Consider the following 13,141-nt stretch of genomic DNA (forward strand, 5'->3'; position numbering starts at 1 on the left):
CCGTTTGATATATGGGCGATCGCTTCCATCCGTTCCCGGGTTTCAAAAGGCGTTTGTCTCAATGGCTGACCTGCACGGCGTCTTCCCCTATCTGGTTTCACCGATTGGCCCCGAAGGCGACATCCGCACCGACGTCCTCAGCCGGCTCTGCGACGATCTGATCACATCAGGCGTGCACGGGTTGACACCGCTGGGCTCGACCGGCGAGTTCGCCTATCTCAACCAGGCGCAGCGCACCGCCGTGGTGCAGACCACGATCGAGGCCGCCAGAGGCCGGGTGCCCGTGATTGCCGGCGTCGCCTCGACCTCGACGGCGGACGCGGTGGCGCAGGCGAAGGCGTATCAGAAGCTCGGCGCCGACGGCATTCTCGCGATCCTCGAAGCTTACTTTCCGATTTCGGATGCGCAGGTGGAATCCTATTTCCGTGCCATTGCCGACGCGGTCGAGATTCCCGTCGTGATCTACACCAACCCGCAATTCCAGCGCTCCGATCTCACGCTCGACGTAATCGAGCGCCTCGCCGCGCATCCGCGCATCGGCTACATCAAGGACGCCTCGACCAACACCGGCCGGCTGCTGTCGATCATGAACCGCTGCGGCGACTCTATCCGCGTGTTCTCGGCCTCGGCGCACATTCCGGCGGCGGTGATGCTGATCGGCGGCCTCGGCTGGATGGCCGGCCCGGCCTGCATCATCCCGCGCCAGAGCGTCGAGCTCTACAATCTCTGCCACGCAAAACGCTGGGACGAGGCGATGACGCTGCAGCGCAAGCTGTGGCGCATCAACGAAGCCTTCGCCCGCTTCAACCTCGCGGCCTGCATCAAGGCCGGCCTTGAGATTCAAGGCTACGCCGTCGGCGACCCCGTCCCGCCGCAGGCGGCGCTGACGGCGGAGCAGCGCAAGGTGGTCGAGGCAGCGTTAAGGGATGTCAGCTAGCTGGCTTGCCAGGTCGTGCAATCATCAATCGTGCTGGATCGATGGCGCCCAGTCCGCCGTTCCGCCAAAAGCCAAAGAAGAGCGGACAATGACTTGGGTCCGCTTCGTGCCCAACAACGGACATTCGTCCAGTCACGCAGCCCTTTCAACACGACTGTCAATCTTGCCACGGAGTGCCCCAAAGTCGATCGGCTTTGTCAGAAGCGCCTCGGCGCCACCATCCAGCGCCCGGCGTTTGGTTTCTGCATCGCCATAGGCCGTGATCATGATGATCGGGACATCCGGCCGTATCGCCTTCGCTTTGGGAAGCATTTCCAGGCCGCTCATTCCCGGCATGTTGATGTCCGACAGGATCAGAATGAGCGATTGCTCACGCGCTTCGCTTATGCGCGAGAGCGCGACGTCACCAGACTGCGCAAATTCCATCGTGAACCGGCCTGCGCGGATATCGCGCCGAAACTGTTGGCGAAAAAGCGCCTCCACATCCGGTTCGTCGTCGACAACAAGAATAAGAAGGTTCACGAGCGCTCTCCCAATTGGGCGAGCTTCGCAGCGCGCCGCGGCAAGACAATCCGGAATTCGGTAAATTGGCCGGGCTGCGTATCGACCTCAATCGATCCCGCATGCTGTTTCACGATGATGTCGTAACTGAGCGAAAGACCGAGGCCTGTCCCCTCGCCCGGGGGTTTTGTGGTGAAAAACGGATCGAACATCTTTTCCTTCACCTCGGCTGGAATTCCCGTACCGTTATCGTGAATTTTGATTTCGACGCTCTCACCCAGATTTCTGGTCAGAACGGCAAGCGTGGGTGCGTAGCCGCGTCCGTTGGCTTCCAAATTCCGTTTCGTCGCCGCATAAAAACCGTTCGAGATGAGGTTAAGCAGCACGCGCGTAATCTCCTGTGGAAACATATCGACCTCGCCGGCCGCAGGATCGAAGGACTTCTCCAGCGTGACGTTGAAATCCTGCTTCTCTGCCCGTGCACCGTGGTATGCGAGATTGAGACTCTCCTCGACGACGGCATTGATATCGGTGGGCTGATGCTCCCCGGATCCCTGGCGCGAGTGCAGCAACATATTCTTGACGATCGAGTCGGCCCGTTTGCCGTGCTGCACAACCCTGTCAAGATTGTCCTGCAGCATATCCGAAATCTCGCTGATCTCGCCTCGCAACTGGGGAGCAAGGCTGGCCCTTGCGAGTGCCTCCCGCAGTTCATCGACAAGCTCGACGGAAACGGCCGAAAAATTGTTTACGAAATTGAGCGGATTCTTGATCTCGTGCGCGATGCCGGCCGTCAACTGGCCGAGCGAGGCAAGCTTCTCAGTCTGGACGAGACGGTCTTGCGTGGCCCGCAGGCCCTCCAGCGACTTCGCCAATTCGCGTGTGCGCGACTGTACCTCGTCAAAGAGGCGAGCGTTCTGGATGGCTAGTACCGATTGTGCCCCGAAGGTCTGCAATAGGTTAACCGTGCCTTGGGGGAAGTCGCCCGGCTGCTTGCGACGGACCACCAGCGCGCCGACGATCCGGTCTGCGCCTAACAGCGGGACAGCCAGCAGCGCACGGAATCCAGCGCGCCTGATGATGTCGAGGACCAACGTAGGATCCTTGCTAATGTCGGCAACCTGAACGGGCCTGCGCTGTATCGCCGCCTCACTGATCAGGGTCTCGCCCAGGCGGACGTTGCGGTCCTTTATGGCTGCGACCAACGCCTCGTCCATGCCGTAGCTGGCGCGCAATTGGAATTCCTGACGGGCATCGTCGAACGCATAGATTGTGCCGGCGTCGGTGCCCGATAGTTGGACCGCTTTCGAGATGATCGTGGACAGCACCGTTTGCAAATCAATGGTCGAGTTGACCGCCTGGCTGACGTCGCCGAGCGCGCGAAGCTCCTCAACCGACCGGGCCAGCTCGATGGTGCGCGCCTCGACTTGCTTCTCGAGCCGCACGGCCGTTTGCTCTCTCTCTATCAGCAATTCGTTCCGTTCGAGCGTGTTCTTACGCAAAACCTCGACTACTCTGCCCATCTCCGAGATCTCGTCGCTACCCCCGGTCGGTACGCTGGTCGCAAGATTGCCCTCGGCAATCGCCAGCATGCTGCGGCTAAGTGCGGTCAACCGCGAGACGATGTTGCGCCCCACATACAACCAAACAATCCCGATAGAGCTGAGTAGGCTGAGCGCTACCGCTGCGATCAGGACGGTCGAACTGAATCGCTGAACCGCGAACGCCTCATCATTAGCCTGCACGATATCGCGGTTTGCAATTGAGACGAGGCGATTCGCCGCCTGAGTGAGGTCTCGCGAGAGCGCAGCATTCTCCGTCAGGTTGCGGGTAGCCTGAGCAACGATGCCAAGCTCTTGCAACCGCAACTCGGGAATGCTGTTGATCCCCTCGACAAGTGCACGGAATTCCTCGAGCCTGCCAATCAGAAGCGGTTGCAATCTCGGATCCAGGTTGGGTGTTATCTGCCTCGTCTCACGCAGGGATTGCTGGATTCGAAACATTTGCACACGCACGCTGTCTGAATCGCTTGCTGCCGAGATCTGCTGCAACCTGTCACTTACCGACGTAATGAGAAACTGCACGCGCTGGAGTGCATGATAGGACGCCGTGGAGCGGACCAGCCCGCTGCCGGCCGCAATCCGTTCCTGGGCGCTCATCTTGGCGTCGTCGAACGCGCGGCGCGATTGCGCGACCTCCCCCTCGACAATCTGGAGCCAGGGTGCCAGCAGGCTTTGGCTTTCATTGTGAGTACTGAGCGCGTTGCTCGAATGGCCGCGCTTCAGCGCGCTTACGATCATGCGATCCGCGACCAGCTTGTCCAGCGATTCAAGATTGGTCCGCAGACGACCAACGGCTGATCGCATTGAGCCGAGGGCATCGCTGTCGGCGCCACGGTGCTCGAGGCTTTCCAGCAGTGCGGCGAGCTCCTGCATCTCGATGCCTATCCTCTGCGAACTCTCGTTGTGATCGGCTGGCGTGGCAGCAGAGAGCAGGGCCGGCGCGGCGGAAACAATCCGTTCGACCCGTCGCGATACTTCCACTGAAGCCAGTGCGGCGGGCACGCGTCGTGCCGTGATGCGATCGAGAGCCTGGCCGATATCGCGGAAGGAGAAGATTGCAACGGTCGCACCGACGACACCCAGGCCGCTGATTCCGAGGAAGGCCAATAGCAGTCGGTTTGCTACGCCGAGCCGAGATGGCACCCATGTCCGCAGGTTCGGACTCAAGAGCGCTGTTGACCGGCTAGACCTCGCCAGACCCATGTTCTCGCCTTGGCCTGAGGGTGCGAAATGCCTCCGTCACCCTCCAAATGGATACGGCAGCGCCCGCGCATTCAGGAACGCGCGTTCCGAAACGTCGCTCCAGCGAACGGCCGCGGTACGGAACTTCATGAAGCTGTCGTAGACCCGCCGCGCCAGGTCGTCCTTGCGGCTTAACTCGAATAGAACTTCGCCGGAGATCTTGCCGAACTCCAGCAAGATCGCGTCATCGACCTTGCGGATCTGGATCGCGGGATCTTTGACAAGCTCCTCGAGTGCAGTGGCGTTAGCGGCGGTGGCCTCAGCAAGGGAACGTGTGTTCTCGAGCGCGGCGGCACCCTCGATTATGCTTTTGTCGGTGCTGCCGAGGCTTTCCCAAAGTTTCTTGTTTACGGCAAGCGAGACCGCCGCCCCCGGCTCATGGAAGCCCGGATAGTAGTAGTACTTAGCCGCCTTGTGCAGGCCTAACGCCATGTCAACCCAGGGACCCACGAATTCGCTCGCGTCGATCGCGCCTGATCGAAGTGACGAAATGATCTCGCCGCCCGGCAAGGTAACCACCACGGCGCCCAGCCGGCGCAACACGTCGCCACCCAGGCCGGGCATGCGATAGCGCAGGCCCTTGAAGGCATCGATGCTTGTGAGCTCCTTGGTGAACCAGCCGCCCATCTGAGGACCGGTATTGCCGCACAGGAACGCCTTGAGGCCGAACCCGGCGCTCAGCTCGTCCCACAGCGCCTGACCACCGCCGTAGTAAACCCATGCGTTGATCTCGTCCGGGGTAAATCCAAACGGGACGTTGCAGAAATAGGCGAAGGTGGCGGACTTGCCCGCCCATGTGACTTCTGATGCGTGGTAGAGATCAGCCAGTCCGGAGGAGACGGCATCGAACGATTCCATTGCGCCGACCAGCTGACCGGCGGGGAAGACGTTGACTTGCAGTCGGCCGCCCGACAGCGTCGTAATCGACTGTGCGACACGTTCGGCGCCTGACTGCAGGCCCGGCAAGCCCTTCGGCCATATGGTGACCATCTTGAGTTCGCGCGCGCCTTGGGCGATGGCAGGCGCTGGAAAGGCAGAAGCGGCGGCGACCGCAATGCTCGCGCCCGCAACGAATTGGCGGCGATCCATAGTCTCTCCTCCCGTTTTACAGGCAGCCCTATTTCCATGTAACTGGTGTAGGCGACCCAAGGACAACCGAAGCGTCCACTGGTCGGCACGTAAGATCGCGAGAAACTGAAATGGTTAATAGCATACCCAACCGCGCGGGTCTGCAATGTACTTCACACCGATAGGGTCAGGGCTCCTGCACAGGTGCGGCTGACTGCACCGGTAACGTCCTAATCGCTGAACCATCGGACAAGCTTCTGCACCCTATCGCAAATCATGACCGCGACCAGAGCTTTCTTCGCTTTCGACGTTTAAACAGCCATCTGCAGACGCTTGATTTTCAACGCGAGCCAACGATCAAGAGAATGGCTGTCCATCTCGCAACCGCGAGAGGGCTGACGAACCCACAAGGTAGCGTCGACGACACGTTCGCTTCGGGGCAAAAACGAAAGTCGGTCCTCGCATCAGTGATGTCCGCTCTGACGCCGTGAACTGACATCAAGCGTGGAGCGCATCTCGTCCGCTCAGTGCACAATAGCTGTCGGTGATCCACAGGTCACATTTAAGGCAAACTGCGGTGTGCGGATAGGACGGCCATCGGACAAACCGACTGCTGATGGTGAACGTCACAAGCTATCATCGCCAAGGATGACGAAGATGAAGACGGTGCTGATCCTCATCCACATGCTGTATTCGCACGAATGTTGCGAAGATCATCATTGCCGCCCGGTGCCGTGCAACGAGGTGATCGATCTCGGCGATGACGGCTGGCGCTGGCGAGACAGGACGTTTCCGAGATGGACGCTGCGCGCCTCGCCCGATGGTAATTGTCATGTCTGCGTCGCCAACCTCCCGGTGTGCATCTATCTGCCACCGCGGGTGTAGAGGATTCCATGATCGCATCGCTGTTCTGGTGATGTGATCGGCGTCGTGGTTACTGACATTACCTCCGGGAACAGACATGCGGTTCCGGGGGTGGATAACGTCCGGCAGAATCGGGTGTGATTCTGCGCGACGCCGTGTCGCCAGCCCGCTCAAATCTGCTTTGGCCTTCAGGTTGATGTTGCAGACCGCAAACTGCTTCGCCCCGCCGGCAAGCACAGTTCGGGATCCGCGGTGCGACAAAACAACCCGACGGGCAAATCAATTCCGATTTACGGAAATCGTGTCAAGTCAAGAATTGCCGAAAATCAAAAATATTTCCCTTTCCTTCGACCCCAAATCACCTGCACATCTATGCCCATCCCGTCCCACTCAGAGGGGCGTCGGCCGTCGTCATGACGAGGGGCGGGGATGCGGTGGACGCTGACGTTGCGATTGACGGTCGCGGCTGAAGCGTACGGCGAAAGCGTGTGGTCCTGGCGCCCGTAACGGCGTCAAGTCTTTCGGGAGCCAACGCTCCCGAAGGGTGACGGTGGCAATAGAGGCCGTCTCACCGGGGAGAGCGCGTCATAAGCCGTAAAGCCACTGCGCAGGGAATGTCGGATGTTCTCCGCTGCCCTGTATGCTCGTGTGCAGCTTTCTTAGCACAATCGCACACGGGACCGCGGGTGCAGCGCGCATCCGGCATTCCCTGCGCCCTCTATTTTCAAGGGCAAGGAATTTCTGGCAGAGCTCGGGCGCAATGTGCCGCGAGATCGCGGCCGTATATCCCCGTCGTCCCGGCGAACGCCGGGACCCATACGCCGCGGCCTATCGATATGAGCACCGGCGTTAGAGACCTTCCGCAACAACAACCGCCGCGGCGTATGGTCCCCGGCTCAAGGCCGGGACGACGATCGTAAGGCCGGGACGACGCTGAGCAAGACAAATGCCTATTTCCCAGGCGCTTCCATAGGGTTGGCTCGCACCCTATCTATCGGCTAGAACCAGCCCAACTTTTGCGAAGAAAATCGAAGGACCAACTGATGAACATTCTTCCCGGCAATATGCGTTTTGGTGCGGGCCAGCCGGTCAAGCGTTTGGAAGATCAGCGGCTGCTTACCGGGAAGGGGCAGTTCATCGACGACAGGCCGGAGGAGGGCGCGCTGTGGCTGCACGTGCTGCGCTCGCCGCATGCCCACGCCAAGATCGTCGCGATCGATACCAGGGCCGCGGCGGAGCTGCCGGGCGTCGAAGCCATCTATACCGGCGCCGACCTGGTCAGGGACGATATCGGCACCATCCCGACGCTGGCGATCTTCAAGCGGCCGGACGGTTCGCCGATGACGGTGCCGCCGCGGCGGCTGCTGGCGCATGAGGTCGTGCGCTTTGCCGGCGAGCCGGTCGCAGCCGTGGTTGCGACCTCACGGGTGCTGGCGCAGAACGCGGCCGAAGCGATCGCGGTCGATTACGAGGTGCTGCCGTCGGTGGTCGATCCCGTTGAGGCGGTCAAGCCGGGCGCGCCTGTGGTGTGGCCCGAGGCGCCCGACAACATCGTCGGCGCCATGAGCTATGGCGATGCCGCCAAGGTCGAAGCGGCCTTCGCCAGCGCCGCGCATACCGTGTCGCTCGATCTGGTCAGCCAGCGCCTCATTCCATCGGCGATGGAGCCGCGCTCGACCATTGCCGAGATCGAGAAGAAGTCCGGCCGGCTGATCCTGCACGTCCAATCGCAAACCCCGGGCTCGACCCGCGACCTGCTCGCCGAATCGATCCTGAAACGGCCGAAGGAAAGCGTCCGCGTGCTGGTCGGCGATATCGGCGGCGGCTTTGGGCAGAAGACCAGCCTTTATCCGGAAGACGGCGTGGTGGCGTATGCCGCCACCAAGCTCGGCAAGAAAATCCGTTGGCGCGGCGACCGCACCGATGAGTTCGTCGGCGGCACCCATGGCCGCGATCTGACCTCGACCGGCGAATTCGCGCTCGACGCCAAGGGCCGCGTGCTGGCCTACCGCGTGCGCTCGATCGGCGGCACCGGCGCGTATAGCAGCGGCGCAGGCAACATCATCCCGCTGGTGCTCGGGCCGTTCGTGCAGACCGGCGTCTATGATCTTCCGCTGGTGCATTTCGAAGTCAAATCCGTGATGACCAACACCGCGCCGGTCGGCGCCTATCGCGGCGCGGGCCGGCCGGAGGCCGTGTTCATCGTCGAGCGGCTGATGGACGCCGCTGCGCGCCAGATCGGCATGGACCCGCGCGCCATCCGCAAGGTCAATTACATCAAGCCCGCGCAATTGCCCTACACCAACGCCGCCGGCCAGGTGTACGATTCCGGCGCCTTCGCGCACATGATGCAGCGCGCCTCCGATCTCGCCGATTGGGACGGTTTTGCCGCGCGCAAGAAAGCCGCGAAGAAGAAGGGCCTGCTCTACGGCCGCGGCCTCACCAGCTACATCGAATGGACCGGCGGGCGCGCGCACACCGAAAAGGTCTCACTGCACGCGACGGCCGAGGGGCGCATCATCCTGCATTCCGGCACCATGGCGATGGGGCAGGGCCTGCAGACCACGTACACCCAGATGGTGTCGGATACGCTCGGCATCCCCATGGACAAGATCGACGTGGTGCAGGGCGATACGGATCTCGCGACCGGTTTCGGCTCCGTCGGCTCGCGCTCGCTGTTCGTCGGCGGCACGGCGGTGGCGGTTTCCACCAACGACATGATCAACAAGGCGCGCGAAAAAGCTTCCAACGTGCTGGAGACCTCGGTCGAGGATATCGAGTATCAGGGCGGCTTTCTCACGGTGGCCGGCACCGACAGACGCATCAGCCTGTTCGAGATCGCCAGGAAGGAAGACGGCGCGCGGCTCAGCGTCGACTCAGAGGGCGAGGTCGACGGCCCGAGCTGGCCGAACGGCACGCATATCTGCGAGGTCGAGATCGATCCGGAAACCGGCGTCAGCAAGGTGGTGCGCTACACCACGGTCGACGATGTCGGCATCGCCGTCAATCCGATGCTCGTCACCGGCCAGGTGCATGGCGGCGTCGCGCAGGGCATCGGGCAGGCGCTGTATGAAGGCGTGTCCTACAACGAGGAAGGCCAGCTCCTGACCGCGAGCTATCAGGATTACTGCGTGCCGCGCGCCGACGACATTCCGCCGATCGAAGTCACGCTGGATGATTCCGCGCCGTGCCGTACCAATCCCTTGGGCGCCAAGGGCTGCGGCGAATCCGGCGCCATCGGCGGCCCGCCCTGCATCACCAATGGCGTGATGGATGCGCTCAGCGAGCTCGGCATCAAGCAGCTCAACACCCCGCTGACGCCGGCCAAGGTCTGGCAGGCGATCAGGGATGCGCGGGCGGCGCTCGCGCAATCGTAGAACTCCGTCATGGCCGGGCTTGTCCCGGCCATCCACGTCTTGCTTGCTTGGACACCAAAGACGTGGATGCCCGGGACAAGCCCGGGCATGACGACTAGTAGCGTCCATCTTCGCAAGCTGCGACTCAAAGCAGCACGCCTCAAAAATCAGCAGCCCGCACCGTTGCGAGAATCCGCCGAATCAAGGCCAATGACAACGTCAAGAAGCAAGAATGCGGTCACACTCTCGGGGGCGATCCGATGTCGGTTGAAGGTGCGATGCGGGCACTGTCTGCTCGTGTGATCGTCGTCGGCAACGAGAAGGGCGGGTCAGGAAAATCCACCGTCGCGATGCATATCGCGATCGCCCTGATCAAATCGGGCCAGGCAGTTGCCACCATCGATCTCGATACCAGGCAGAAAAGCCTCACCCATCACATCGAGAACCGGCGCGCCTGGGCGCGTCATGTCGGCCGCGACCTCGGCATGCCCCAGCATTTCTGCTTCCAGCAACTCGATTATCCCTCGGCCGACGAACAGGCCGCCGGCTGCCGGGCGCTGGAAAAGACCGTCGAGACACTCGCCGGTCGCTATGGCGTCGTCATCATCGACACCCCCGGCCACGACGATTATCTGACGCATGTCGCGCATGCGATGGCGGACACCTTGATCACGCCGCTCAATGACAGCTTCGTCGATCTCGATGTGCTCGGCACCGTCGATCCGGAATCCTTCCGCGTCACCGGCACCAGCCATTATGCAGAGATGGTGGAGGAAGCGCGCGGCAGGCGCCGCGTGCGCTATCTCGGCGTCACCGACTGGATCGTGCTGCGCAATCGCCTTTCGACGCTCGGCTCGCGCAACAAGCGCCTCGTCGGCGAGAGTATCCAGCAGCTGTCGCAGCGGCTGAACTTCCGCTGCATCGAGGGGTTGGCCGAACGCGTGATCTTCCGCGAATTCTATCCGCGGGGCCTGACGGCGGTCGATGATCTCGACGAGATAACGCTCGGCAGCCGCCCCACCATGTCGCACGTCACCGCGCGGCTGGAGATGCTGAAGCTGCTCACCGCGATCGGATTGGGCAACGCCGCAACGGCCCACGAGATTGTGGGCCGGCGGCAGGCAGTGGCTTGAATTGTCATTCCGGCGCGCGCGTCAGCGCGAACCTGGAATCCATCAAGCCGCATGCTCCGTCGTGAAATGGATTCCGGGTTCGTGCTTCGCACGCCCCGGAATGACGGTAGGTGAGTCCTCAGAGTCCCAACACCATCTTCGCGATAATATCGCGCTGGATCTCCGATGAGCCGCCGAAGATCGTGTACGCCCGACTGTTGAGATATTCCGGCACCACCGGCAGCATCTCCTCGGGAATCCCCGGTGCCTCGTTGAGCTTGTAGAACGGCCGCATCGGCTCGACATAGAGCCCGTCATGGCCGATCACATCGACACCGAGCCGCGTCACCGCTTGCCTAATCTCGCTGTTGCGCAACTTGAGCAGCGAGGACACCGCGCCGGGATTCTGCCCGGTCTGCAGCGCCGACAGCACCCGCAATTCGGTCATCTCGAGCGTGTCGATATCGACCTCGATCTCGGACATCCGCATCGAAATATCGGGATCGTCAATGGCACGGCCGGTGGCCTCGGATTCGGCGAGGTCGGATACCGTCTTCAGCGCCTCGCGCAACTTGGCCGAGGCGATGCCGGAGCCGCGTTCGAATTCGAGCAAATATTTGCCGTAGGTCCAGCCCTTGCCTTCCTCGCCGACCCGGTTGGCGACGGGCACGCGCACATCGTCGAAGAACACCTGGTTGACCTCGTGGTCGCCGCCGATCGTGAGGATCGGCCGTGTCGTGATGCCCGGGCTCTTCATGTCGATCAGGATGAAGGAGATGCCGTCCTGCTGCCGCTCGGTCTCGTTGGTGCGCACCAGCGCAAACATGCGGTTGGCGTGGTGGGCGTGCGTGGTCCAGATCTTGGTGCCGTTGATGATGTAATCGTCGCCGTCGCGCACCGCGCGCGTCTTCAGCGAGGCGAGGTCGGAGCCGGAGCCGGGCTCGGAATAGCCCTGGCACCAGTAATCCTCGCCCGAGCGGATCCGCGGCAGATAAAAATTCTGCTGCTCCGGCGATCCGAACCCGATGATGACGGGGCCGACCATCTTGACGCCCATCACATTGACGTTCGGCGCACCGGCGCGGGCGCATTCGGCTTCAAAAATCCAGCGCTGCGCCGGCGTCCAGTCCGGCCCGCCATGCTCCACCGGCCATCCCGGCGCGCCCCAGCCCTTGCGGTGCAACGCCTTCTGCCAGGCGATCCCAATGTCCGGATCGGAAAACACCGATGGGGTCAGCGATTGCGCGTGCTTCATTTCCGCCGGCAGATTCTGGGCGATGAAGTCGCGGACTTCCTGTTCGAAGGCGCGCTCTTCGGCGCTGAAGGTGAGATCCATGGTGTGCTCCCGCTAACTTTGTACGGTTCGGCCGCCGAGGGCGGCGTGGCGGCGATAATGATGGGCGCTGCCGCCGAACAGCGTGTCGAAGGCGAGCAGCCGCTTGAAGTAGGAACCGATGTCGAGCTCTTCGGTGACGCCCATCGCGCCATGCAGTTGCACGGATTGTTCGGCAACGAAGCGCGCGCATTTGCCGATCTTGGCCTTGGCGCCCGAGGCGGCGCGCCCGCGCGCGACCGGTTCGGCATCGATCATCAGCGCGGCGCGCAGCGCCATCGAGCGGGCCTCGTCGCAGTTCATCGCCATGTCGGCGAGCCGATGGCGGATCACCTGATTGGCGGACAGCGGCCGTCCGAACTGTTTCCGAATCTTCGTGTATTCGAGCGTCTGATCCAGCAGCGTCTGCATGATGCCGACGGCTTCCGCGCCGAGTGCGGCCATCGCGCGATCGACCACGGCCTCGATAACAGGCAGCGCATCGCTGCCGTCGCCGAGCAGGGCGTCGGCGCCCACGTGGACGCCGCGAAGGTCAAGGTTGCATGCGCGGCCGCCGCCGAGCCGCGGGAAATCGCGCTTGGTGAGACCAGCCGCCTCCGCCGGCACCAGGAACAGGCCGAGCTCTCCCACCCCATTGTCGTCGGCGACCTGCGCCGAAACAATAATCTGCCCGGCGGCATTGCCGTCGAGCACCGCGGTCTTGCGGCCGTCGAGGCGCCAGCCCTCTGCCGTCTTCCAAGCCTTGGTCGCGACCTCAGCCAGATCGAACCGTGCGGCGCGTTCCGAATGCGCGAGCGCCAGATACAGCGAACCGTCGGCGACCTTGGGCAGCAGCGCCTGCTTCTGCGCCTCGCTGCCGCATGCACCGATCAGCCCTGCGCCAATCACCACCGTCGACAGATAGGGTTCAGACACCAGTCCCCGACCAAAGGCTTCCATCAAAATGCCGATCTCGACCGCGCCACCGCCAAGCCCGCCATGCTCCTCGGCGATCGGCAGTGCCAGCCAGCCGAGCTCGGCGAACTGTTTCCAGATTTCGGCGCTGAATCCGAGCGGATCGTTCGCCACCCTGCGGCGATGCTCGGCGTCATACGTCTCGCCGACAAAACGTTCGGCACTCTCACGCAGCAGCCGCTGCTCGTCGCTCAAGGTCAGGTCCATATGAT

9 protein-coding genes are annotated in these 13,141 nt (G+C 62.4%); 4 read left to right on the forward strand and 5 right to left on the reverse strand.

Annotated elements, in window-relative coordinates:
- Positions 1–61: 61 nt before the first annotated feature.
- A complete protein-coding gene (locus JQ575_RS08455; protein WP_212032753.1) occupies positions 62–937 on the forward strand; it encodes a dihydrodipicolinate synthase family protein in 876 nt (291 codons plus the stop codon).
- 132 nt (positions 938–1,069) lie between these two features.
- Here the strand turns inward: JQ575_RS08455 and JQ575_RS08460 are convergent, their stop codons facing one another.
- From JQ575_RS08460 to JQ575_RS08470, 3 genes are all read right to left on the reverse strand, one after another.
- A complete protein-coding gene (locus JQ575_RS08460; RefSeq protein ID WP_212032754.1) occupies positions 1,070–1,459 on the reverse strand; it encodes a response regulator in 390 nt (129 codons plus the stop codon).
- A complete protein-coding gene (locus tag JQ575_RS44470) occupies positions 1,456–4,107 on the reverse strand; it encodes an ATP-binding protein (RefSeq protein WP_212032755.1) in 2,652 nt (883 codons plus the stop codon). The genes JQ575_RS08460 and JQ575_RS44470 overlap by 4 nt, the downstream gene beginning before the upstream one ends.
- Positions 4,108–4,239: 132 nt before the next feature.
- Positions 4,240–5,397 carry a TRAP transporter substrate-binding protein gene (locus JQ575_RS08470; protein WP_249166523.1) on the reverse strand — a complete coding sequence of 386 codons (1,158 nt, stop codon included), beginning with the start codon at positions 5,395–5,397 and terminating at the stop codon, positions 4,240–4,242.
- 570 nt (positions 5,398–5,967) lie between these two features.
- Here JQ575_RS08470 and JQ575_RS08475 point away from each other — a divergent pair.
- From JQ575_RS08475 to JQ575_RS08485, 3 genes are all read left to right on the forward strand, one after another.
- Entirely contained in the window at positions 5,968–6,195 is a 228-nt protein-coding gene (locus tag JQ575_RS08475; protein ID WP_212032756.1) for a hypothetical protein, read from the forward strand.
- A gap of 1,022 nt (positions 6,196–7,217) precedes the next feature.
- Positions 7,218–9,551, forward strand: a complete 2,334-nt coding sequence (locus JQ575_RS08480) for a xanthine dehydrogenase family protein molybdopterin-binding subunit (protein ID WP_212032757.1) — start codon at positions 7,218–7,220, stop codon at positions 9,549–9,551.
- Between the two features lie 239 nt (positions 9,552–9,790).
- Positions 9,791–10,663, forward strand: a complete 873-nt coding sequence (locus JQ575_RS08485; protein ID WP_212032758.1) for a division plane positioning ATPase MipZ — start codon at positions 9,791–9,793, stop codon at positions 10,661–10,663.
- Between the two features lie 118 nt (positions 10,664–10,781).
- Here JQ575_RS08485 and JQ575_RS08490 read toward each other — a convergent pair whose 3' ends face one another.
- Positions 10,782–11,978, reverse strand: a complete 1,197-nt coding sequence (locus JQ575_RS08490) for an acyl-CoA dehydrogenase family protein (RefSeq protein ID WP_212032759.1) — start codon at positions 11,976–11,978, stop codon at positions 10,782–10,784.
- 12 nt (positions 11,979–11,990) lie between these two features.
- On the reverse strand, positions 11,991–13,136 hold the full coding sequence (locus tag JQ575_RS08495) for an acyl-CoA dehydrogenase family protein (RefSeq protein WP_212032760.1): 1,146 nt from the start codon (positions 13,134–13,136) through the stop codon (positions 11,991–11,993).
- Positions 13,137–13,141: the final 5 nt, after the last annotated feature.

It is taken from the genome of Bradyrhizobium sp. JYMT SZCCT0428 (assembly GCF_018131075.1).
Lineage (GTDB): Bacteria > Pseudomonadota > Alphaproteobacteria > Rhizobiales > Xanthobacteraceae > Bradyrhizobium.

Coding starts and splice junctions, on each gene's coding strand:
- JQ575_RS08475 (WP_212032756.1), top strand. CDS start 5,968: ATGAAGACGGTGCTGATCCTCATCCACATGCTGTATTCGCACGAATGT.
- JQ575_RS08495 (WP_212032760.1), bottom strand. CDS start 13,136: ATGGACCTGACCTTGAGCGACGAGCAGCGGCTGCTGCGTGAGAGTGCC.
- JQ575_RS08455 (WP_212032753.1), top strand. CDS start 62: ATGGCTGACCTGCACGGCGTCTTCCCCTATCTGGTTTCACCGATTGGC.
- JQ575_RS08490 (WP_212032759.1), bottom strand. CDS start 11,978: ATGGATCTCACCTTCAGCGCCGAAGAGCGCGCCTTCGAACAGGAAGTC.
- JQ575_RS08485 (WP_212032758.1), top strand. CDS start 9,791: ATGTCGGTTGAAGGTGCGATGCGGGCACTGTCTGCTCGTGTGATCGTC.
- JQ575_RS08480 (WP_212032757.1), top strand. CDS start 7,218: ATGAACATTCTTCCCGGCAATATGCGTTTTGGTGCGGGCCAGCCGGTC.